Source organism: Parafrankia colletiae (assembly GCF_001854655.1).
Classification (GTDB): Bacteria; Actinomycetota; Actinomycetes; order Frankiales; family Frankiaceae; genus Parafrankia; species Parafrankia colletiae.
Genome location: NZ_MBLM01000141.1, coordinates 60,444 through 82,365 on the forward strand (window position 1 = coordinate 60,444; position 21,922 = coordinate 82,365).

Genomic DNA, 21,922 nt, shown 5'->3' on the forward strand with positions numbered 1-21,922 from the left:
AGAAACGACCGGACACCCATTCATGAATCAGGGTGGTGATGAGGTTGGGATCACCCTCACAGGCCGCTTCCAGCGCCGCACGAGCCAGCGGTGCCGCCTTCCCTCTCGGTCGGGAGGCAACCGCGACAAGCTCCCGGAGCGACGACCTGTCGCGACCCTGCTCGAACTGGTCGATCAGTCTCCGCGTTACCCGCTCCGCCCGCCACGATCCCCACCGCTGCTGCTCCTCCGGAACCCGCAACCCCATGATGCGACCATCCAATCAGAGAACGCCGGCGGCGATCAGCCGGAAAGTTCGATGTCGCGACTTTCCACCCGCTCCCCGCATTTGTCAACGTCGCAAAATATCGGGGTCCAGTGGTTTCCCGATCCTTCCGCGTCGATCACCGATCCTGTCGCGGACAACTATGTCGAGTACCTGACATCAGGGGTGCGACGGATCGGTGGACAACGACGGATTTCCTCGGCAGCACACGCTGGAGGCACCGCCGACAGCCCAGCCAACCCTCATCCGCCGCCACACCCGCCCGCTTCATGTCCGCAGCCATATTTGCGTACCTGCTCCGCCGCGGAGTCGCTCCCGCATCCACCACCCGCGATGAATCCGCGGCCGCTACGACGCCCACGCCCGCCCCGGCCGGGCGCGGTGCGGGTGCGGTGGACGGGTGCGGCGAAAGCCCGAGCCGCTCCGCAGCCGACATCGGCGGAGAAATCGCCGAGATCGAAGGTCACGAATCCGGGCCAGTCCCGCTCGATGTCCCCTGTGGGCACCGCCGTTTCCGGCTTGCCCGCGTCTTCGGATCCCTCTGAGCCTGCGCAGGCGGGCTGGGTGCGCGCGGTGTCCAGCTCCCGGACGAGCTGCCTGATCGTCGACTGTGTCAGGGGGTCGGAACGCCGGTACGCAATGCGCAGGAGCCGGCCATCGGGATCCATGCCCGCATACGAGCGCAGGTCACGGTTGAGGAAGAAGAAGAGCAGCCGATCCTCGGTGTCGCTGAGAAGCCAGCCCGCCTCCCGCATTACGGCAAGCCCCGCCGGACTCCTCCGTGCCCGCCGGCACAGATGGTCCCGAGCGGCACCCGGAGGCAGCCGCAGCAGCAACCGCCGACACTCCTCGCCCTGGCCGGGCAGCGATCGGTCCTCGATGCAGTCCAGCATGACGTCGACCGTCTGCCAGTCGGTGACATCCAGGAGATCGAGCCGGTTCCTGATGATCGCCACAGCGGGGTTCTCGCCGGTTGGCCGAGGAAGGTTCGGGTTCCTCCTGATTGCCTCGAGAAGCACATCACCCGAGCCCGAGTAGCGCTTCTCCAACCAGCACTGGACGAGAGCCTCAAGCAGCCCGGGATGATCGGTCGACGCGAAGACGACGGCGAGTTCCCGCGACCATCTCCTCCGCTCCGACAGCTCCTGGGCAAGAGCACGACACGCACGCTCTGCCACCCTCATGTCGTGGCCGTAACCGTCCGTCCGGAGGTTTCTCGCTTCGTCCAGAAAAGCCACCACCCGAGGCTTCGACCCATGGTGCCCAGCTGGCGTGGAAGCCAGGAGAAGACCGACGACGTATCTCCGGCCCGCCGTGGAGAATCGACCGGACACCCACGCACCGATCAGCTCGGCGACGATGGCGGGATCGCCTTCGCATGCCCCCTCAAGGGCTGCGTGAGCCAGCGGCGCCGCCTTCCCGCGCGGCCGGGACGCGACCGCGACAAGCTCCGGGAGCGAAGACCCGACACGATCAGACAGGAATCCTGTGCGGCGACTTTCCGCTCGCCTTCGAGAAATGTCAACGTCGCAAAAAATCTGGGTTCCACGGATTCAACAGAATGTCGGCGTCAGGCAACGACCGTATCGTGGACAACTATGTCGAGCAGCCGACGGTAACGGTCCACCGAGCAGGCACGCGCCGGAATTCAATGGCCACGGGAGCGTGTTCTCCGCGTGACTGCGAGAGTGCACGATCCGCGTGACAGCCGCCTCGTTCCCGGCTCCCTGCCTCCGGTCGACGGCACAGGCCCTGCCGCAGTGGCGGTCAGCCGCCGCGCGGAGCGAACATGATGATCGCCATGCCGGCAAGGCACACCGTGGCGCCGACGACGTCCAGCCGGTCCGGGCGATAGCCGTCGGCGACCATCCCCCAGACGATCGAGCCCGCGACGAAGACTCCCCCGTACGCGGCCAGGATGCGTCCGAAGTCGCCGTCCGGCTGCAGCGTCGCCGCGAACCCGTACAGGCCGAGCGCGATCACGCCGGCACCGACCCACAGCAGGCCACGGTGCTCACGCACGCCCTGCCACACCAGCCACGCCCCCCCGATCTCGAACAGGGCGGCGACCGTGAAGAGTGCGAGGGAGCGGACGACAGTCACAGGCGTGCTCCTTCGGTGGACGGCGGACGGCGCCGATCGCACGATGCCCGGATAGCCGGACGTCCAGAGCGGGCGGCATGCGCACCTCGACGGTAACCATCCCGGCTGACCACCCGAAAGGGCCGTCGGCCGCGCTGCTCGCGCAGGGGCGCCGGTCAGGTGCCGCAGGGCGATGCGGCCAGGCCGGGCGAGGCCGGGACGGAAGCCGCCCAGTCCGGGCGCAGGCGGTCGTCCGGGGTCGGCGCCCAGCCGCCGGGGCCCAGGGCGTAACGCCAGCGCGGCCCGGACGTCAGGAACAGGTCGAGGGCCTCGATGAGCCGGTCGACGTCCGCCGCGGAAGAACCGACACCGACGCTGGCCCGCAACGCCCCGGCAGGCGCACCCAGCTGGTCGAGCAGCGGGTGCGCGCAGAACCGGCCGGCGCGCAGGCTGATGCCGTGCTCGGCGGCGAGGTAGGCAGCGGCGAGGTCCGTCGCGGCACCCGCTGCGCGGTCCCCGGCGAACGTGAAGGTCACGACCCCGACCGGGGCGCCGACGCCGGTGTCGGTGTCGGAGGTGCCCGTGGCGGCGGTACCGGTGCTGGAGATGCCCGTGGCTGCGGGCCAGCGGGACAGGACGCGGACGTCGGGCAGGCCGGCGAGACCCTTCACCAGCCTGTGTCGCAGCGCTTCGTCGTGCTCGACGAGGGCGTCCGCCGGCAGCGCCCCCAGCGCGCGGCACGCGGCGGCGAGCGCGACCGCGCCAGGCAGGTTCGGAGTGCCTGCCTCGTGCCGCGCGGGGGCGTCAGCCCAGGCCACCGAGGTCACGGTGACTTCGCGCACCGCACCCCCRCCGGCCAGGTAGGGGGGCGCCGCGTCGAGCCAGTCACGCCGGCCGACAAGCGCCCCGGCACCGAACGGTGCGTAGAGCTTGTGGCCCGACAGGGCGAGGTAGTCCACGTCGAGGCCGGCCAGGTCGATCCGGCGGTGCGGGGCCAGCTGGGCCGCGTCCACGAACAGCCGGGCCCCCGAGGCATGGGCAAGTGCGGCGAGGCGGGCAAGCGGGAGCCGCTCCCCGGTCACGTTGGAGGCTCCCGTCACCGCCAGCAGCGCGGTCGGCTCGGCGCGCAGCTCGGTGGCGAGCGCGTCGAGGGTCTCCTCCGGAGTCGGGCGGGCGGCCACCACCCGGCGCCGCACCGCCGACCAGGGCAGCAGGTTCGCGTGATGTTCCAGGTCCAGGACCACCACCCGGGCGGACCGACCGGCCGTATGCCCCACGCAGTGCGCGAGCAGGTTCACCGCGTCGGTGGTGTTGCGGGTGAACACCACGGCGTCGTCGCGCCGGGCACCCAGGAAACGTCCGACCTCCGCCCGCGCGCCTTCGTACACGGCGGTGCACACCTGCGAGCCGAAGCCGGCGCCGCGGTGCACACTCGCCGAGTACGGCAACAGCTGCGCGACCTGTTCCGCGACGGTGACGAGGCTCGGGGCGCTCGCCGCGTAGTCGAGGTTGGCGTGGCGGGCCCGTCCCCCGCCGACCAGCGGCACCTCCAGGTCGCCTCCGACGACGGGCAGCAACGCCTCCCGCCCCGGGCCCGACAGGTGCGGAGCAGGGGGCGGGGCTGACGATCCCGACAGGATGGGTTGATCTGACGGGTTTCGGGGTGCGAGCGGGACAGTGATCCCGGAAGTGGCCTGATCCAGCGCAGGCTGAACAGAGGGCACGGCCGTGGCTCCTTCGGGTCCATCGGACCCCGGCGAGGGTCCGCACTTGCCGAGCCGGACACCCCGACACGGCCTGGTCACAACCGGGGGCACCCCGCCGCGGAGGAGGGTTGCCGGCCAGCAAGCCCGGACTTGACGCTGGCACTCTTGACCTGGTCGAACACGTGCGCGACGCGCTTACAACGAAAGCGCGCAGCAGCGCCTGCAGTCACCGTCGGCGACGCAGACGCGCGAACACCATACCTCTCCCGCCGAACTTTCCCCACCAGAGCCATCGACAAAGCGGGACGGACGCTGCACCTGCCGGCTCGCACGCCTGCAGTGATCAGGCGTGCGAGCCGGCAGATCTCTGTCTGGCCGGGATCAGGCCGCTGGTGCCAGCGTTGTCGGAATCGACGCGGACGGCGTCGCGGACGTGGTCGGGGAGGCCGGGGGGATGGTCGGCAGCCGCAGGACGGACCCTTCCGCGCCGGTGACGATGGTGACGTCGACCGGCGTGGCGTTCGGTGTCAGCGCGTTGGCCGCGCCCCCCGAGATCCGGACGGCGACGCGGTGGCCGGCGGCGAACTGGTAGTGGTTCGCACGGATACCGATCTCGAACGTCGTGACCGCGCCGACCGCCACCGGAGTCGGCGACGTGTGCGACGCCCGGTGGCTCGCCCGGAGGAACCCGTCATTCACCAGCGTGGTCGTCCCGTCCGCGGCCACGTCGAGGAGTTCGACATAAAGATTCGCGTCGCTACCCGACGGCGAGGCCCGCAGGCGCAGTGTCGGATGGCCGAAGACGGCCCTCGGCTCGGTCAGCGGCGCGGTCCGGAAGGTGACCGAGCCCCCGGGAGCCGTGGGGTCGGCCGGCTGGTGAAAGGTCGGCGCTCCGGCGGATTCCGCCGGAGCGGATGACGCACCGCCCACGCCCACGCCTGAACCCGTGCCCGTGCCCTGACCGGTGGTCTGTTCCGACAGGGTGCCCTCGGCGGTGAGTGAAAGGGTTCGGGTGCCCACGGTGTTTCGGGGGCTGTAGTTCACGATCTCGCGCCAGCCGGCACCGCCGGCGTCGGGCCGCTCATAGCTGACAAATGTCGGCCTGGGCGGAATGGGGATGGCGGGCAGCTTCTTCACCCAGTGGTCGAACCAGGCGAGCAGCAGGCCGGGGGCGAGACCCGCCGGGTCGCAGAGCCCGGTGCAACCGGGGAAGGCGATCGGCGAGCGGTGCGGCCACGGGCCGTAGACAGCCCAGGTGCGGTCGAGGGCGCCTTCGATGTTGGCGAGAGTGCCGGAACGGAAATAGCCGTCAATCCAGCCGCCCATGGCGAGTACGGGCACCTTGATCCGGTCGTACCTGCCGGCGAAGGACCGGCTCTGCCAGTAGTCGTCGAAGGTCGGGTGCTGGCGGTTGGTGGYGTACTCGGCGGCGGCGTCGATGCGGCCCTGGCTCAGGAACTGGGCGGTGGGCGGCCAGTTGTCGATCGCGCCGCTCTCGGTGGTCTTGATGCCGCCGGGGTAGATCACGTCGTCGTAGAGGCTGGCCGGCGACTGGAGCGGAGCGACGGCCACCAGGTGCGGGGCCTGCTCGATGGCCGCGCCGTAGCTTGTCTGGCCGCCGTAGCTCTCCCCGAACATGCCGATCCGCCCGTCGGAGAACGGCTGGGCCGCCAGCCACTCGACCAGGTCGCGGGCGTCCTTCCGATCCTGCGCCGACCCCGCGTTCTGCCAGGTACCCCCGGACCTGCCGGTGCCGCGGACGTTGCAGATCAGGCTGTTGTAACCCCGGGTCACGAAGTACTCCGCCTCGCCCTCATAGGAGGTTCGAAGCTCCGCGTAGGGCGTGAACTCGACCACCAGACCGGGGAACTTCCCCTCGGCAGGTGCGCCGTTCGTCGCCGGCCGCAGCAGCGAGCAGTCGAGCGCGGTGCCGTCCGCGACAGGCACCGACACCGTGGAGCGCGTCGATGCGAAGGTCGCCTCCCGGGTGTAACCCCACCAGGCCCGGGTGGTGCTCGACAAGGGCGCGGACGTGACCCCGGGTGTTCCGCCCGGGCCCTCGCCGCCGCCCGAGGGTAAGCAGCCCRCCAATGCCATCACCATGGCGGCTGTGACCGCCAGAGCGGCCCCGATGCGCCCAGCTGCCCGGGATCGTCGTACGCCTCGCCGACGTTGCCTAGGCATCCGTTTCCTTTCCTCCCATAACCGTCCCGGACCGATCAGATCGCAGCACTGAAATCAATTCAGTTCCCTCATCTGACACCTCATGCCTGCCTGTCATGAGCAGGCGAGAGCATAGGACTGTCGAGCAGGCCGGACAATCACCCGATGGTGCCTCCACCGGGCGCCATCACCAACACGTCGAACGCACTCGACGGCCTCGCTTTCTCGCGTACTCCGTCTCGCCAGCGAGGCGGCGTGGCGGCGTGAGTGCGTGGCTGCGTGGCTGCGTCGACAAAAGGAGAACGGCCGCGTCTTCAGCGGTGAGCCCTGCGACGCGAGGCCTCGGTCCCGGCGGGGTACCGAGGCCGAGGACGCCGTGCGGCTCGTCAGGGCTGCGGTGTTGCCCAGTCTCTCCTCGAACACGCGCCTCGGCCATCGGGCTCTGCGCACCCGCGGAGCGAGCGCGACGCCAGCTGTCCCGGGCCCGCGCATCCGCCGCCCTCCCGGCGAGCCCATGGCCCGGAACCTGCGGCAGCACGCCGTATCCAGCCCGGTCAGGGGGCGGGCAGCCCGAGGGCGCCAGCCCTTGCCCGCTCCGACAGGCCTGTGCTAAACACCTTTCAGCGGCGTTGGGCAACTGCCCAATAATATTTGGACCCGCAGGCTTCCAATCTCCGACCGAGGGGAACAGGAATGACAGTCACCGACCGACCGCTACGGGTCGTGCAATGGACAACGGGAAACGTGGCACGCGAGTCCCTCAAAACCATCGTCGAGCGCCCCGGCCTGGAACTCGTCGGGCTGTACGCCTTCAGCAGGGAAAAGGTCGGCAGGGACGCCGGTGAACTCGCGGGGCTCGGCCGCTCCCTCGGCGTCACCGCGACCGACGACATCGACGCCCTGATCGCCTTACAGCCGGACTGCGTCGTCTACATGCCGCTCTACCCGGACATCGAGCACCTGACCCGTCTACTGAACGCCGGTGTCAACGTTGTCTCCACCGCCGGATTCATCACCGGCCGCGCCTACGGTGCGGAAAGCCGGGCCGCGCTCGACGAGGCAGCCCGTGCCGGAAACGCCAGCCTGTTCGGCAGTGGCATCAATCCGGGATTCGCCGACTACCTTGCCACTGTCGCCACCGGCCCATGCCGAGAAGTGAACTACCTCCGGGTCACCGAGTCGTTCAACATCGGGCTGTGGGCCGCCGACGCGAACCAGAACGAGCTCGGCTGGGGCCGCCCCGCAGGCGATCCCGGCCATGCCGACGAGATCCGCACGGCGACCGCCGTCTTCGGCGACGCCGTCGAATCGATGGCCCACCAGCTGGGTCTGTCCATCGACGACATCCGCTGCGAGGTGGAGTTCGCCCACGCGACCACCGACGCGGACGTCCCCGGCCGCACGGTGCTGCGCGGCAGCGTCGCCGGGATCGACGTGCGGTGGATCGGCGCCGAGGCCGGTACCGACCTGGTGGAGGCACACCTCCGCTGGACCGTTGCCGCCGACATCGACCCGGCGTGGGACATCGCCATGGCCTACCTCATCGAGGTTCGCGGCACGCCGCAGATCAGCCTGCGGGTCGAGGTGCTCCCGGCCGATCTCACCGCGCTCACCCTGGAGGACATCAGCGCGATGGGCTCGATGATCACTGCCCTGCCGGTGGTCAACGCCATTCCCGCGGTGGTGGCCGCCCGACCGGGCATCGTCACGTACGCCGACCTGCCGACCGTCGCCTCCCGGCTGACCGTCAGGAACTGACGGTGTTCAGGAGCCTTCAGCGATGATCTACAGCTGGGAGAGATCAATCATCGCGGGAAAGGGGGCCGACACCGTGACCGCGCCAGCGTGGACGTCGCCGTCCCGGTAGATCCTGGTGGCCGGATCGAGGACGTAGGTGTAGACGAGCGGGACACCGCCGGCGGGCTGCTCGATCCGCCAGTAGTACGTGATGCCGCCCCTCGCGTACTCTCCGGCCTTCACGAACCGGTCGGTGGACTCGGAGCCTGGCGAGACGATTTCGGCCACGAGCAACACGTGATCCGGGCGAGCGTAATGCGAGCGTGCCGCTGGTCCCGGCGCGCCGACGGGACCAGCGGCACGCTCACGCCTGCAATGGCCTGAGCATCGGGTCCGCGGACCTGGGTGCGCCCTCGACGGCAAGGCGTTCGCAGCGTCGCTTACCCCACTCCCCCAGCGGGCGGAGGGCCTCGTTGAGTGACGTGCCGTGCTCGGTGAGGGAGTACTCGACCCGGGGCGGGACCTCGCGATACACCTCGCGGTGGACCAGGCCGTCCTCCTCCATCTCGCGCAGTTGCTGGATAAGCATTTTCTCGCTGACGCCAGGAAGGCCGCGACGCAGTTCACCGAACCGCCGGGTTCCGTGGTTGTTCAGCTCCCAGAGGATCAGCGACTTCCATTTTCCTGACACCACGTCCATACCGGCATCGATGCCGCAGACGTAGGGACCGCGCCGCGCACTCGTCACCATCAGACCCTCCACCTCGCCCCAGCTGGACACTGACTTCCAGGTAAGTACTGAACAAAATAGTAGGTACTTGCCGGCGGGAAGGGTTCGCAGGGAGGGTCGGTACGGCGCGCCAGTCAGACCACCGAACAGAGCGAGGGACAATCCATGACGACCCGTACGACCTTCCTGGGCCTGGGCGCGATGGGCAGCGAGCTCGCCGCCGCGGCTCTCGACGCCGGCCGACCCTCCGTGGTGTGGAACCGCACCCCGGACAGGGCAGCGGCACTCGGCGAGCGCGGCGCCATCGTCGCCCGGACCGTCGACAGGGCGATCACCGGCGATGGACCGATCATCCTGTGCCTGCTCGACCATCAGTCCGTRCACGCTGTGATCGATCCGGTCGCCACCAGCCTGGCCGGACGCATCATGATCAATCTGACGACGACGACACCGGGCCAGGCCCGCGAACTCGCGGCCTGGGCGACAGAGCACGGCGTCACCTACCTGAATGGCGCGATCATGGCCGTACCCGAGATGATCGGCCGCCCCGGTGCGGTGATCTTCTACAGCGGTGCCGAGTCCGCCTTCGAGGAGAACCGGAAACTGCTCGATCTGTGGGGGCAGAGCGACTACTTCGGGACCGACCCCGGCATGGCCTCGCTCCGCGACATGGCGATGCTCGTCGGGATGTACACGATGTTCGCCGGCTTTCTCCACGGCGCGGCGATGGTCGGCGTCGAGGGGGTGTCAGCTACCGAGTTCGCCCGACGGCAGACCCCTTTCCTCGCTGCCATGACCGGTCAGCTGGCCGGTCTCGCCGCCGCGGTGGACGCCGAGGACTACGCCGGGGCCGGCCAGCAGAGCCTCGAGTTCACCGAAGCCGCACTGGCCTCGTTGGTGACGGCCAGCCTCGAAGCGGGTGTCCAGGTCGACGTGCTGCGGCCCGTCCACGACATCGTTCGTCGGCAGATCGCTGCCGGACATGGTCGGCAGGGCACCGCCCGCATCTTCGAAGAGCTCAGGAACGCCCGATGAGCGGCGAGGGCGACCTGTCTCCCGTGACGGTCATCGGCCTTGGCCCGATGGGCCGGGCGATGGCCACGTCCCTGCTGCGGGCCGGCCATCCGGTGACGGTGTGGAACCGCACCGCGCGGCGGGCCGACGACCTCGTCGCCGACGGTGCCACGCTCGCACCCACCCCGGCGGCTGCGGTCGCCGCCAGTGAGCTGACCATCCTCAGCCTCACCGACTACCAGGCGATGTACGACATCCTCGGCCCGGTCGCCGAGAGTTCGGGGCCCTCCGGTGTTCCTGACGGTTCCGGTGTTCTAGACGGCAGGGTCCTGGTCAATCTCAGCTCGGATACGCCCGACGCCTCCCGGCACGCGGCGGCCTGGGCAGCCGGACACGGCGCGACCTTCGTGACCGGAGGCGTGATGGTGCCCGCACCCGCTGTGGGCGGCCCCGGGGCATATGTGTTCTACAGCGGGCCGCACGCGGTGTTCGACGTCCACGAACCGATGCTCAGGCTGATCGGCGAGCCCAGGTACCTCGGGGAGGACCCGGGGCTGGCCCAGCTCTTCTACCAGGCGCACCTCGACGTCTTCCTCACCGCCCTGTCGAGCCTGCTCCACGCGACCGCGCTCGTCACCGCCGCCGGGGTCCCGGCCGCCGACTTCCTGCCCGGTGCGCTGACCACCCTCACCACCATCCCGGCGATGATCGGAGACGGAGCGGACCTCGCCCGACGTCTGGAGGCCGGCGAACACCCCGGCGACCTCAGCACAGCACAGATGATGGGCGCGACAGCAGACCACATCGTGTGGACGAGCGAGAAGGCGGGCATCGACACACGGCTACCGAAAGCCGTCAGGGCGCACTACGACAAAGCCATCACCGCCGGCCGCGGCACCGAGAACTGGACCGTTCTCTACGAGACGCTCAAAGCTGGCGACTGAACAACGACCAAGCCGAGGGCCCTGACCTGGGCAGGTCCGTGAGCTGGAGCCGCCGGGTGACCCAGCCCTTCGAGGCCGGCCGGGCAGTCGAACGCCGCTGCCATGTCGGGGACAGCTGCCGTGTGGTGCGCGGCTACCCTGCGATGTCGCTCTGCGCGGCCAAGCCGAGGAGGACGGTCCTGATGGCAGCGTCGAGGGACTCGCGGAATGGCGGATTCATGAAGGCCAGGGCCGGCTCGACCTGATAGGCGGCGACCAGGGCCGGCGCGGGATGGCCGCGGGTCCACAAGGCGCCGGCGAGAGCGATGAGCAGACCGGCCGCCTGCGCCGATCGCGGCTCGTCGAGCTCGGGAACGAGACGGCGGAGCAGGGCGGCGAGCCCGACCATGCTGTCCCGCGCCCCCCGCTTGTACCGGAGCGCGGCGGCTGTGGAGACGTTCCGTTCCAGGACGGCGGCCTGGGCGCTGATGAGTTCGCACAGCATCGGATGGGCATCGAACGACGCGGCGAGCCCAGCCGCCAGCTCGCCGGCCCGAACGGACACCGGGGCCGACGGATCGACCGTCGGCGGGAGCTTCTCGGTGATCTCGACCAGGAACCCGGCGGCGGCGTCGGCCAGCAGGTCGAGCAGGACTGCCTCGCGCGACTCGAAGTAGCGCAGGACGTTGGACTTCGCCAGCCCCACGCGACGGCTGAGCTCGTTGAGGCTCATCGCCGACACCGGCATCTCGTCGAGCATCGCGGCCGCCGTCCTGAGGATGCCCTCACGGCGTTCCGTGCGCTGCACCTCGCTCCTTGCGCGTTGGAAGGCTGCCATGCCTCCCAGGTTAGAAGACCGGCGGTCTCTTGACTACAGACCGCCGGTCTTTTAAGTTTCAAGAGACCGCCGGTCTGTTCCGCGACGCGAAGGATCGAGACTCGTCGGTGTTGTCCAGCTGGCCCGCACCGCCGTTCTCGGGCGCCTCCGGCGCCCCGACGTCCGACCTCGGCGACCGGCCGCCCCTCCGTCTCCCGTTGGAAGGAACTGTCATGGCTCGCAAGGTCGCCCTGGTCACCGGCGCCTCCTCAGGCATCGGCGATGCCACCGCCCGTCGCCTGCACAAGGCCGGCTTCGTCGTGTACGGCGCCGCTCGGCGCGTCGACCGGATGGCGGAGCTCGCCGCCGCAGGCGTGCGCACCATCGCCCTCGACGTCACCGACGAAGCCTCCACCCAGCAGGCTGTCACCGAGATCCTCACCGCCGAGGGCCGCGTCGACGTGCTCGTCAACAACGCCGGCTACGGCTCGTACGGCGCGGTGGAGGACGTCCCGATGTCCGAGGCCCGCGCCCAGTTCGACGTCAACCTCTTCGGGCTCGCGCAACTCACGCGGACGGTGCTGCCGACCATGCGTGCCCAGGGCAGCGGCACCATCATCAACATCAGCTCGATGGGCGGTCGGTTCGCCACTCCCCTGGGCGCCTGGTACCACGCCAGCAAGTTCGCCGTCGAAGGCCTCAGCGACGCGATGCGCCTGGAGCTGAAGCGGTTCGGCATCGACGTCGTCCTCGTCGAGCCCGRCCTGATCCGAACGGAGTGGGGCGCCATCGCCGCCGACAAGCTCCGTGCCACCTCGGGACACGGCCCCTACGCAGAACAGGCCGGCGCCATGGCCACATCGTTGGAGAACGGCTCACGACCCGACGCGCGGCGGACCTCGCCGCCCACCGTCATCGCCGACGCCGTAACGAAGGCCGCGACCGCCCGTCGCCCCCGCACCCGATACACCGCCGGCTTCGGCGCCCGCCCGCTCATCCTGCTCAGCAGGGTCCTGCCGGACCGGGTCTTCGACGCCTTCATCAAGCGAACCTCTGGCGCACCGGCCTGACGAGGGCCCCGGTGCCAGCCCGCCAGGCGCGGAACCGACTGTCCGCAGAATCCGACGACCTGGCAGGTCTCGTCCGCGAGCAGGCCGCCGACCGTGAGGCTGTAGACGCCTCCGCCTGACGACATCTCGGCCTGCCGGCATCGTCGCCTGGCGGCTGGGCGCGGCCGGCCCTGTGACCGGCCGCGCCGGGGCGTCAGTCGAGCAGGTCGGGCTGTTCCTCGATGATGATCTCGTAGAGGGCTTCGAAGGACCAGCGAGCGCCGTCGTCACCTCGCGCCTTACTGGCGGTGGCGCTGGCGATCTCGTGGTCCAGGAGCCGCAGCGTCCCGGCCGCCGCCGCGACGAGCTGGGTCCGCGCCGCCCGCTCCGCCGCGATGTACCAGTACGCCGCCGCCTCGACGCTGGTGCCGACGGTGAGCAGGCCGTGGTTGCGCAGGATCGCCAGCTTGTGCGGACCGAGCACGGTGGCGATCTTCCGGCCCTCCTCCTCGTCCAGCACGACTCCGTTGTACTCGTCGAAGATCACGTGATCTTCGTAGAACGCGAGGGAATCCTGGGAGATCGGATGCAGCGGCTCGCCGATCGCGGCGAGCGCCCGGCCGTACAGCGCATGGGTGTGCGCGGCGCCGACGACGTCCGGCCGGGCGGCGTGGATCTGCGAATGGATGGTGAACGCCGCCCTGTTCAGCGGCGGCGTACCCTCGACGATCTCCCCTCTGTCATTGACCAGCAACAGGTTGGAGACCTTGATCCGGCTGAAGTCGAGGCCGAGCCGGTTCACCCAGAAATGGTCGGTCAGCTCGGGGTCACGGGCGCTGATGTGGCCGGACAGTCCCTCGGCGATGCCGAGCCTGGCGAAGAGCCGGTACGCGGCGGCGAGTTTGCGCTTACGGTGCAGCCGCTCTTCCTCGACCGTCCTGACCGGCTCCGGGCGAGGCCATTGCCCGCCTTCGGCCGGTGCGACCAGCCCGGCCCACAGGCTCGTCTGCTCGCCGTCGGATGCTTCGGGGGCCACATCCGGCGCCGGCAGGATCGCCGCTGCCGGCGCGTCATGGGTGGAAAGCGTCATGTCTGGGCTTGCCCTTCCTCATCAGGGGGCCGGTTACTGACCGACGAGGGGCCGGACCGCGGACAGAACGGCCGAGGACTCAGTGCGCACCATCCAGTCGGGATGGACGTCGGCAAACCGAACAATCCGGTCACGATCGATGACGACGACCGTCGGGTATGGCAGCGTCCACTCTCCGGTGCCGAGAATCGCACCGAGATCCGCGGCTCTACGCCGAGATTCGTCGCGCGCGGCCTCGTCCGGCGCGAAACCGATACCGAAGGAGTCGATCAGAATCCGGTCGGGGTCGCTGGCTACCAGGAAATCGAAGCCATGCCGCTCCTTGATCGCCACCAGCTTCTCGGCGGTCTGGGGGCTGACGATGACGAGGTGCGCACCCAGCTCGCGCAGGGCCGGCGCGAGGGTGAGCTGGTAGCCGCGCAGGGCCGTGTTGCACGCGGGGCAGCCCTCGAACCGGAAGAAGACAAGCACCACCGGCCCGTCGGTCAGCAGGTCGTCGAGTACGACGGTGCCGCCACCGACCTCGGCCAGAGCGAAGGGCGGCACCACGTCGCCTGGTTTGACGAAGCGCGCGCGGTCCGCGTTCTCCTCAAGGGATCGCCGCAGGTCGGCGTGGGCCCGAAGCTGCTCCGGAGCCCATTCCGCGTCCCGGGTGGCCTGCAGCTCGGCCAACAGACCCTGGATCGTCACGGGCGCCGCTGCGGTCTGGTTGATAGGAATTTCTCCTTCTCCAATGCCTTCTCGGGAGGGGGCGGCCGGGTGACCGAGCCCACCGGGCCCTACGCTGTCGCCGCTACGGGTTGCCGGAATCGGCCTGCCCGGCAGCGGCCGCCGCAGCGAGGTCGCGCCGGCGCACCTCGGGCCCCGGACCAGCGGATTCAGCTACGCTGTCCGGCTCCGCCACAGCGGGCCGGCACGGACCCGCACGAAGTCCACACACCAACGACGGGTCAGCGTGGGGTGGACACGCGATTAGCAACATGCGGCAGACATCCGGGATTGTCAAGTTTCCCGGTAGAGATGACGGTCGATCGAACGACCCTCCCGGCCGATCCCATGATCAAGCTGGGATCGACGCCACCCCGACTCGCCTCATGTGATCCGAATCACTTGATTTTCACACTTGACCGATCGACAAACTTTGGTCATGTTGGGTCCGTGTTGAGAACTGCGTACCTGGTGACGCGACAGCACATCGACCTGCTGCGAGTGACCTCCGCGAGCTGTCCGGACCGCCACAGCGGGCGCTGACGCCCAGCATCAGGGACCCGAACGGCCCGGCAGACGACGGGCCCTGCGGCTGCGTCGAGCTGAAGCCGTCATCAGGCTGCGACGTCCCCGCGCCACCGGCAGCAAGGGGCCACGCGGCGGCGCACGCCTGTGATCCGCGCGCCTGGCACACGCCCCGTTCCACCAGCCGCGGCACGCGCGGCAAAGGCACCGGCCACCGCGTTCTCAACGGCCACCCGCGCCCGGCGCGCGCCCCGCTCCACCTACCGCGGCGACGCCCACGACCGGGCCCCGTCCCCGAACTCCGCCGCGCGACCGCGAAGTGGCGGGGCTCCGGCGACATGACAGGAAGAGCAGTACCCACCCGGCAGCATCCCACCGAAGGGACACACCGTGACCACAGTTGTCGAAACGCCCACCCTGTCGTCGTTGGCCGTCCAACCTGTGCAACCCACAATCGGAGCGGAGATCAGCGGCGTCGACCTCCGGGAGCCACTCACGCCCGAGGTGCGCGACCAGATCAAGGCGACTGTGCTGAAGTACAAGGTCGTCTTCTTCCGGGACCAGGAGCTGAACCAGGCGCARCACGAGGCCTTCGCCCGGCAGTTCGGCCCCGTTTACACCCATCCGGGCGCGGGCAAGGCCGGCTCCGACGTCAGCCCGGCGATTCACCGCATCGCCAGCGAGGACTTCAAGAAGTACGAGAAGGCCCATGCTCCGCAGGCCGGCGACGACATCTGGGAGCCCTACCACACCGACACGAGCTGGCGGCTCGTGCCGACCTGGGGAGCGGTGCTGCGGGCGGTCCACCTGCCCGAGGTCGGCGGCGACACCATCTGGGTCGACGCCGCACTCGCCTACCAGGGTCTGGCCGACGACGTGAAGGCCCGGCTCGAGGGCCATCACGTCACCCATGACTTCCGGGCCGCGCTGCACCAGTCCGGACACGACTACCCGGTGGTCGCTCATCCGGTCGTCCGCCTGCACCGGGAAACCGGCGAGAAGACCCTCTGGGTGAACTTCACCCAGCGACCGACGATCCTCGGGCTCGACCGTGCCGAGAGCAGGGAACTGCTGACGGCGGTCATCGACCAGTACCGCAAGCCGGCAAACCAGGTGCGGTTCTCGTGGCGACCGGGCTCGGTCGCCTTCTGGGACAATCGCGCCACGGTCCATTACGCGGTACGCAACTACGGAACGTTCCCGCGGCTGCTGGAAAGGATCCTCATCGCCGAGGAAACGCTCTACGCCGACCTGTAGGAGAGGCCCTGTCACCCCAACTCAGCCTGGTCCCGCCCGGGCGGGCACTCTGTGTCGGCGCCGCGCTTCGGACATGGCACGTCGAGGGCACACTCAGCCCGTTCCCCAGACCGGTCTGCCGTGAGCAATGGCCGTCCAGCGGCCGCGGTAGGGCGCTTCTACTGACAGAGAGGCCGTCCAAGGTGGACGGCCCCTCTCGGTATCGGTAGACCTGGCAGTCCGCGGAGACGCACATCGAGGCCGGCGCCAGACCGAGAGCGCAGGCACGACTCACCCGAGTGGCAGGCTTCTCCGCGTACATGCTGGCCCGGCTCGCGTTCAACATGGGCGACCACGGTGCGGCCCAGCAGCTCGTGATCCAAGCAGGCGATCACGCCGAGCAGATCGACGATGCCATGCTGACCGCCTCGGTTGCCGCCGTGGACTCGATTCTCGCGTTTTACCGGCCACCAGTACGACGAGGCCGCGACAATCGCCCGGCGGGCAGGAGCCGTCGCGGATCATTCCTCCGCACGGGCCCGCCTGTTCGAATACGAAGCCCGCACGTACGCCGCTCGTGGCGACGTGACCGCAACCCGGGAGGCGCTGGCCAGGATGAACAGGGCGGTGATCGAGATCTCACCGAGGCCGGGCCCGTCTGAGATCTCCCACCCGGGAGCGGCTACCGCCTTACGTCGAGAAGGACGCTTGCCCGCGTCAGTCGGTCGGCGTGCTCTGAATCCTCACGACCGTTGATCTGGAGCAGGCGCGCGATCTCCGGATCGGGTTCGGTGCTGGCCCACCGCTGGTAGTCGGCGTCGCCGGCCCGTTCGCCGCGCATGATCGCAGCCAGCAACGCCGCATCCACCGGGGGCGGCGCGCCGAGGGGATATCCGCCTTCCATGTCCGCGGAAGGCTCGTACGGGTGCCCCAGCTTGATGGTGAGGGCTTGTTGAATCCGGCTGGCATGGCCTAACTCCCCGCGGCCGTTACGACGAAGCGCTTCGGCGACCTCTTCATTTCGGATGCTGTCTGCCAGCTGAAAGTAGAACAGCCCGGAGGTCCGTTCGAGCTTGTAGAGGACCTCAAGCTCTCGGATGTCAAGATGATCAAGCGACGAAAGAGCCCGAGCGGCCTCCCGGAAACCGTGCTCGTCCATTCCTCGCCACCTCCTCGGTAGCCCGGAGCAGCAGACCGGTCCGAGCATAGGTACGGAACGGGTGTGGGCAGCGGTCTTCACTTCGCGTCTTCGTGACTCGCAGCCYCTGGACCTACATTCCAGCGCCGTAGCTGGCATGGTTCGCCCCGTTCTGGGCGACACGCCGTCAGCGGACCGCACCTTGGGCCGTCGGCGGGGTCTGTGTGCGGGTCTCCCAGTCGCGCGCCGAGCCAACTGACCACGCCCGAACACCCCGACCCACAGGGCAATCGCGCACGTCGGGGTCCGGGGGCTCGGCCCCCGGGCAGACATAACGAAGACGCCCCCATGCCTTCGTAGAAGGCATGGGGGCGTCCAAGTCGAGTGGGCCTTACGTGTCATTGGACGAACCGTCCGATCTTGGTCGAGGGCCCTGAGATCGCCGTTCGTCCGGTCGCGACAAGGCTGCTGACCAGGGACGACATCCCGTGAGTGCACGGGCGGACGGGTTTTGACCGTCCTCGAACAGGTGTTCCGAAATTCGGATCGGCCCCGCCTTCGCCGTCAGCCTGGTCACGGTCCGGACGATGGGTCGCCGGATCGCCCACACCGCCCCGAAATCCCGCTGAAGCCCCGCTTTACCCGAGGCCGGCACAGGGGCCCACGGAGAGTGGTCAGTCGCGGTCTGTGCCTTCGGAGTGGAAGAGCAGATCCTGGTAGGTGCGGCGGTATCGAACGTGTCTGCTCTTGAGGCTGCTACCGACGATGTCGACCGAGCCTTCGTCTCGCATGATCTTCAGCCATCGTCGGATGGTCTGGTCGCTGAGACCGGTCCGTGTAACGAGTTCGGCGCGTGAGAGAGTCTCGTTTCCGAGGGCGACGAGCAGCTCCGGCCGACGGTCGGCCCGAGAGGACTGGCCTTTCGTTGAGGTTGTTCGCCAGGACAGCTGGTACCTGGCCCAGCGGCGGGTTCCGGTCTGGGTGACGAGTTCGCGAGCGACCAGGTCCCGAAGCTCGCTGGTGGCGACACGGGAGTCGACGCCAGTCGCGTTGCGGTAGGCGCGATTGTCAAGGATTTCTTCCTGGCGTAGGAGCGCGAGGGCGACGCATTGGCTGTCGGTCAGGCCCTTCTCACCCAACCCGGTAATCCAAGCGACGGTCTCCTCGCCGAGCAGGGTGTGGTTGGGGAAGACGACGACAAACGACGAGATCTTGTCGTTGAAGTCCGGTGGGCTCATTCCCGCGGCGAGCAGCGAGTCGAGCATGGCGCGGATGCCCGACCCGCGGTTTTCGCAGACGGTGCGGATCTCGCCGGGCAGCGGGACATCTTCGAGGATCTTGATGAGGGTGGCGTTGCGGGCTGAGGAGACGCCTTCTTCGCCGAGACTGTCGACCGTGACAGGACCGAACAGACCGCCCGGATTACGGATCACCAGGCGGTCGGGGTACATCTCGACCTGGACTTGGGCACCTCGAGCGCCCCCGGACAGGTCGCGGTGGACCAATGCGTTGACGACGGCTTCACGCAGAGCGGTCTCTGGGTACTCCCAGACGTCCTGCCGACCCGCACCCCCGACGACAGCCCGACGAGACATGTTCCGGCGGACGGTGGCCAGCGTGTCGCGGACCATGACCGGGACCGGGCCTTCCAACGTCACGTTGTCCAGGAACCTCTCGGTGGACCGGCCGCCGGTCTCGGTCGGGTAGTGGACGAAGGTGACCATCAGCTGCGGGAAGTGCTCCTGCGGATACCTGCCCAGGGCGAGCAGGCCTCCCAGCGACGCCACGTCCTCGCCGCTGTCTCCAGTCACGAGCACCTTGGCGCGACGCAGCACAGCCAAGCGGTCCAAGTCCTTGAACGCGTAGGGCCTGCTGGTCCTCAGCCGGGCGACCAACGCATCGACCATGGCCGCATCCAGATGATCGAGACCAACGCCAGAGACTATTTGCTCGTCCTCACGAGGCTGACCACGTGAGGAGAGCATCATCTGGACCTCGTAGGCCGACAGCCGACGATCACCGTCGCCGACCCTGACGTAGCTGCCCTTGGTGATGCCGGCCCCACGCGAGTAGCAGGGCTTCCGCGCGGGATCGAGCTCGGGGACCTCGGCGACCAGGATCTGGGCGCCCTCGAAGTCATGGACCTTGATCAACGGTCGGAGCGGCGGTTCCATGTCCTCGGAGCACATGGAACCAAGATCAGCCGCGAGCCTCGCCGGATCGGGAAGTCCCGTCGGCGCGAAGCCCTGGGTCTCGTCCAGGCCAAGGACGACCACACCGCCTCGCGTGTTCGCGAACCCGGAGAGAGTCTCGCGCAGCGACTTCGGCAGCCCACCGTGGGCCTTCTTCACCTCCACGTCGGCGATGTCTGTACCGATGGTGCGAAGGTTGTCGACGATCTCCGCGAGCTCGACGTCGAGCATCCATCCTCCTCACCAGCTAACACACTAGCTAGCATGATAGTTGGCATGAACTGCGGCCGGGTGCCAGTGTCGGGTGTCCGGCCGACCGGGCGCCGACGGTTCCAGTGGTGGACCGGGCTGGGCTGTGGCGCGTCTGTGTCGGGTGGTGCTGGAGCCCATGGGGAGATTCGGTCCTGCCCGGCAGCGTCTGCCGCATGACCTGGCCTCGGCCACCGTGGTGGCTCGCGCCGTCTAGGAGCAAGTCCCCGGTGGATGAGCCGATTGGCCGGCCTGGGCTGGCGCGGCTTTCGGGCTCGGGCACGCCTTCCAGCGCCTGCACCGCGTCGTCGACGTGACCGACTCCACGGCGAAGGCTGCAAGGGTCCCTCCCGGCGCCCGGTCGGCCCTCGACCGTCGGGCCGGCGTCTAGGCGAGGATGCTGCTCCGCGCTGCTTCGCCTGACCCACCTCGGAGTCCCGAACGCGTTCGCGCTGYTGCGGCTGCTGCTGCCCCGCGGTGACCGCGCCAAGGACATCGAGATCGTCACCCTGCGCCATCAGATCACCGTGCTGCAACGCCAGCTCGACGGCGCAACGGATTCAGTTCCAGCCCGCCGACCGTGCCTTGCTCGCCGCACTCCTGCATACGTTGCCGCGGCCAACCCTGCACCGCCTGCGGCTACTGGTCCGCCCGGAGACTTTTCTGCGCTGGCACCGCGCCCTAATCACCCGCCACCACGCCGCCGCCTCCCGTCCCAAACGGCGCGGTCGGCCCCGCACTGTCCGCTCGATCCGCGCTCTAGTCGGGCCTGACGCGCTGCTGCGGCCTTCTCCTCGGCGAACGACGGCGACGGAACCAGGTCAGGCTCGCCCTCGGACGGAGAGAGTAGCTGTCAGGTGAGCCTGGTCGCGGCGTCCTTCGGCCTGTTGCTAGCCCGACTGATGGCGAAGTGATCGAAGTCGTAGCCTCACACAATGACCCGCTCCCATGACCTTCGGGTTCGGCCCGCTCTGAGCAGCGATCGAGAGTTCTTCTTCGAGGTGAGGCGAGCCGCCCTGCGGGCATACGTCGAACAGACGTCGGGGTGGGATGATGCGGAACAGCGCATAACCGCTGACAAGGAGTTCGCCGACCTGCCATTTGCCCTGGTCGAGGAGAGCGGGCGACCCGTCGGCTACGCGTGTGTCATCCACCAGAGTGAGTACGACTTCGTCGAGGAGATCGCGCTGCTCCCCGAGGCGCAAGGTCGTGGCATTGGCACCAATCTGTTACGGGGCATCCTTCGGGCTGCTCAGCGGCGCGGCGTTCCGGTCCGGCTCAGCGTCTTCGTCAACAATCCCGCACAGGCCCTCTATACCCGCCTCGGGTTCGAAGTCGTGCGGATCGAGGATCCGCGCATGTCGATGCAGTGGACCCCGGGCAACGCGTGAGGCACCCCCACCGTCTTATCCGGGCGAAGAGAAACCCCGGCCTGGACCCAGACCGGGGCGCTCGTGGTCGCCGGTCAGCCGGCCGTCGGCACCGCCGCGGTCTCCTCGACGACGGCGAACAGGCCACCCTCAACATCGCGCCAGTCGCTGACGGGGCGGATGCCGAGGGTCGCGAGCAGCTTGCCGGCGGCCTCGCTGAGGGCGGGGAGGTCGGCGGCGTCGAGGCGGCCGACGATGGTGCCTTCCGTGTCAGCCTCACCACGGATGATCCGGACGTCGAGGGTGTCAGCGTCGACGTACGCGTAGGTGTTCGTGTCGGTCAAGGGAGCCTCCTTGGGACATGGGAGAGATCGGTTCGATTCGTACGAGGGAAATCCTTACGCAGCGACGCGGACCCGAGCCACGCGCCTCCCGAGGTGTCAGGCCGCACGGGCATATGGCGTGTCGTGGTCGTCCCGCGAGGCCAATCCCAAACCGATGGCGGCCAAATCCGGTCTGACCGCAGCTGCGGATGCCCTCCACGGTAGATGTCGTGTGGTGCCACTCCGCGGCCGGATGATGTGCGGGCCAGCGCGGTTGGGAACTGCCGGTCCGTGCCTCTGAAGTCCCGTCGGCGGGGTCGATGCCAACCCGGTCGACGAAGAAGGCCCGCGCGGTGCCGACTACGCCGTCTCCAGCTCGGACGAGGCGCCTGACCTCCGCGCACCGTCGGATCAGCACCGGGGCACTCAGGCCCGGAGCCCAAGCGCTGGTGCATAGTCGCGGCGGCGGATTGGTTGGGTGAGGATCTCGACGCTGTCGGTGGCCTGGTCGATCGCGCCGGGGAGATGGCCGAGCGGGCCGTCGGGTCGGTGTCCGAGCCGGGCGAGGAGGGTTCGCAGCGGCGGATCGCTGATTACATCGGTCA

At 69.0% G+C, this 21,922-nt stretch carries 18 protein-coding genes, 2 pseudogenes and 1 riboswitch; of the genes and pseudogenes, 8 read left to right on the top strand and 12 right to left on the bottom strand.

Features of this window, described 5'->3' with window-relative positions; translation table 11 throughout:
- Nucleotides 1–507 precede the first annotated feature (507 nt).
- From CC117_RS24540 to CC117_RS35185, 4 genes are all read right to left on the bottom strand, one after another.
- A complete protein-coding gene (locus CC117_RS24540; protein WP_131803127.1) occupies nt 508–1,443 on the bottom strand; it encodes a hypothetical protein in 936 nt (311 codons plus the stop codon).
- Between the two features lie 589 nt (nt 1,444–2,032).
- Entirely contained in the window at nt 2,033–2,368 is a 336-nt protein-coding gene (locus tag CC117_RS24545) for a YnfA family protein (protein ID WP_071088101.1), read from the bottom strand.
- Between the two features lie 155 nt (nt 2,369–2,523).
- Nucleotides 2,524–3,924: an aminotransferase class V-fold PLP-dependent enzyme gene (locus CC117_RS24550; protein ID WP_116287890.1), complete on the bottom strand. Its 1,401-nt coding sequence runs from the start codon at nt 3,922–3,924 to the stop codon at nt 2,524–2,526.
- Between the two features lie 184 nt (nt 3,925–4,108).
- Nucleotides 4,109–4,224: riboswitch (SAM riboswitch) on the bottom strand.
- Between the two features lie 210 nt (nt 4,225–4,434).
- Nucleotides 4,435–6,075, bottom strand: coding sequence for a CocE/NonD family hydrolase (locus tag CC117_RS35185; protein ID WP_241830381.1), 1,641 nt, complete (start codon nt 6,073–6,075; stop codon nt 4,435–4,437).
- Between the two features lie 885 nt (nt 6,076–6,960).
- Here CC117_RS35185 and CC117_RS24560 point away from each other — a divergent pair.
- Nucleotides 6,961–7,974: an NAD(P)H-dependent amine dehydrogenase family protein gene (locus CC117_RS24560; protein WP_241830382.1), complete on the top strand. Its 1,014-nt coding sequence runs from the start codon at nt 6,961–6,963 to the stop codon at nt 7,972–7,974.
- A 27-nt stretch (nt 7,975–8,001) separates the two neighbouring features.
- On the opposite strand, the pseudogene CC117_RS24565 reads toward CC117_RS24560, so the two are convergent.
- Nucleotides 8,002–8,265, bottom strand: a pseudogene (locus tag CC117_RS24565) (Uma2 family endonuclease); the annotation flags it as partial.
- Nucleotides 8,266–8,317: 52 nt separating this feature from the next.
- Complete coding sequence (locus tag CC117_RS24570; protein WP_071088151.1) at nt 8,318–8,704, bottom strand: winged helix-turn-helix transcriptional regulator; 387 nt, start codon at nt 8,702–8,704, stop codon at nt 8,318–8,320.
- A gap of 144 nt (nt 8,705–8,848) precedes the next feature.
- On the opposite strand from CC117_RS24570, the gene CC117_RS24575 reads away from it, so the two are divergent.
- Nucleotides 8,849–9,718 carry an NAD(P)-dependent oxidoreductase gene (locus CC117_RS24575; protein ID WP_071088104.1) on the top strand — a complete coding sequence of 290 codons (870 nt, stop codon included), beginning with the start codon at nt 8,849–8,851 and terminating at the stop codon, nt 9,716–9,718.
- On the top strand, nt 9,715–10,641 hold the full coding sequence (locus CC117_RS24580) for an NAD(P)-dependent oxidoreductase (RefSeq protein ID WP_071088106.1): 927 nt from the start codon (nt 9,715–9,717) through the stop codon (nt 10,639–10,641). Before CC117_RS24575 ends, CC117_RS24580 begins: the two co-directional genes overlap by 4 nt.
- A gap of 133 nt (nt 10,642–10,774) precedes the next feature.
- Here CC117_RS24580 and CC117_RS24585 read toward each other — a convergent pair whose 3' ends face one another.
- The gene (locus tag CC117_RS24585; protein ID WP_071088108.1) at nt 10,775–11,458 is read right to left on the bottom strand and encodes a TetR/AcrR family transcriptional regulator; all 684 of its coding nucleotides are present in this window, start codon (nt 11,456–11,458) and stop codon (nt 10,775–10,777) included.
- A gap of 212 nt (nt 11,459–11,670) precedes the next feature.
- Here CC117_RS24585 and CC117_RS24590 point away from each other — a divergent pair, with 212 nt between their 5' ends.
- On the top strand, nt 11,671–12,507 hold the full coding sequence (locus tag CC117_RS24590) for an oxidoreductase (protein WP_071088110.1): 837 nt from the start codon (nt 11,671–11,673) through the stop codon (nt 12,505–12,507).
- 193 nt (nt 12,508–12,700) lie between these two features.
- On the opposite strand, the gene CC117_RS24595 is transcribed toward CC117_RS24590, so the two are convergent.
- Both CC117_RS24595 and CC117_RS24600 read right to left on the bottom strand, forming a co-directional pair.
- Nucleotides 12,701–13,576: a class II aldolase/adducin family protein gene (locus CC117_RS24595; protein WP_071088112.1), complete on the bottom strand. Its 876-nt coding sequence runs from the start codon at nt 13,574–13,576 to the stop codon at nt 12,701–12,703.
- A gap of 33 nt (nt 13,577–13,609) precedes the next feature.
- Nucleotides 13,610–14,290, bottom strand: coding sequence for a peroxiredoxin-like family protein (locus CC117_RS24600; RefSeq protein ID WP_071088114.1), 681 nt, complete (start codon nt 14,288–14,290; stop codon nt 13,610–13,612).
- Nucleotides 14,291–15,199: 909 nt separating this feature from the next.
- Here CC117_RS24600 and CC117_RS24605 point away from each other — a divergent pair.
- Complete coding sequence (locus CC117_RS24605) at nt 15,200–16,066, top strand: TauD/TfdA dioxygenase family protein (protein WP_071088116.1); 867 nt, start codon at nt 15,200–15,202, stop codon at nt 16,064–16,066.
- A gap of 278 nt (nt 16,067–16,344) precedes the next feature.
- Nucleotides 16,345–16,707, top strand: a complete 363-nt coding sequence (locus tag CC117_RS38215) for a hypothetical protein (RefSeq protein WP_198541969.1) — start codon at nt 16,345–16,347, stop codon at nt 16,705–16,707.
- A 20-nt stretch (nt 16,708–16,727) separates the two neighbouring features.
- Here the strand turns inward: CC117_RS38215 and CC117_RS24610 are convergent, their stop codons facing one another.
- Together CC117_RS24610 and CC117_RS24615 are read right to left on the bottom strand one after the other, a co-directional pair.
- Nucleotides 16,728–17,204: a ferritin-like domain-containing protein gene (locus CC117_RS24610; RefSeq protein ID WP_071088117.1), complete on the bottom strand. Its 477-nt coding sequence runs from the start codon at nt 17,202–17,204 to the stop codon at nt 16,728–16,730.
- A gap of 653 nt (nt 17,205–17,857) precedes the next feature.
- Nucleotides 17,858–19,606, bottom strand: a complete 1,749-nt coding sequence (locus CC117_RS24615) for an ATP-binding protein (protein WP_071088118.1) — start codon at nt 19,604–19,606, stop codon at nt 17,858–17,860.
- Nucleotides 19,607–20,034: 428 nt separating this feature from the next.
- Between CC117_RS24615 and CC117_RS40645 the strand changes: the two are divergent.
- Together CC117_RS40645 and CC117_RS24620 are read left to right on the top strand one after the other, a co-directional pair.
- Nucleotides 20,035–20,389 (top strand): annotated as a pseudogene (locus tag CC117_RS40645) (integrase); the annotation flags it as partial.
- A gap of 170 nt (nt 20,390–20,559) precedes the next feature.
- Nucleotides 20,560–21,015, top strand: a complete 456-nt coding sequence (locus tag CC117_RS24620; RefSeq protein ID WP_071088120.1) for a GNAT family N-acetyltransferase — start codon at nt 20,560–20,562, stop codon at nt 21,013–21,015.
- Nucleotides 21,016–21,089: 74 nt separating this feature from the next.
- Here CC117_RS24620 and CC117_RS24625 read toward each other — a convergent pair whose 3' ends face one another.
- Nucleotides 21,090–21,338, bottom strand: a complete 249-nt coding sequence (locus CC117_RS24625) for a hypothetical protein (RefSeq protein WP_071088122.1) — start codon at nt 21,336–21,338, stop codon at nt 21,090–21,092.
- Nucleotides 21,339–21,922: the final 584 nt, after the last annotated feature.

Bases quoted from the DNA above. Each gene is read 5' to 3' on its own strand.
- CC117_RS24570 (WP_071088151.1), bottom strand. From the start codon at position 8,704: ATGGTGACGAGTGCGCGGCGCGGTCCCTACGTCTGCGGCATCGATGCC.
- CC117_RS24580 (WP_071088106.1), top strand. From the start codon at position 9,715: ATGAGCGGCGAGGGCGACCTGTCTCCCGTGACGGTCATCGGCCTTGGC.
- CC117_RS24610 (WP_071088117.1), bottom strand. From the start codon at position 17,204: ATGGACGAGCACGGTTTCCGGGAGGCCGCTCGGGCTCTTTCGTCGCTT.
- CC117_RS24595 (WP_071088112.1), bottom strand. From the start codon at position 13,576: ATGACGCTTTCCACCCATGACGCGCCGGCAGCGGCGATCCTGCCGGCG.
- CC117_RS24615 (WP_071088118.1), bottom strand. From the start codon at position 19,606: ATGCTCGACGTCGAGCTCGCGGAGATCGTCGACAACCTTCGCACCATC.
- CC117_RS24585 (WP_071088108.1), bottom strand. From the start codon at position 11,458: ATGGCAGCCTTCCAACGCGCAAGGAGCGAGGTGCAGCGCACGGAACGC.
- CC117_RS24620 (WP_071088120.1), top strand. From the start codon at position 20,560: ATGACCCGCTCCCATGACCTTCGGGTTCGGCCCGCTCTGAGCAGCGAT.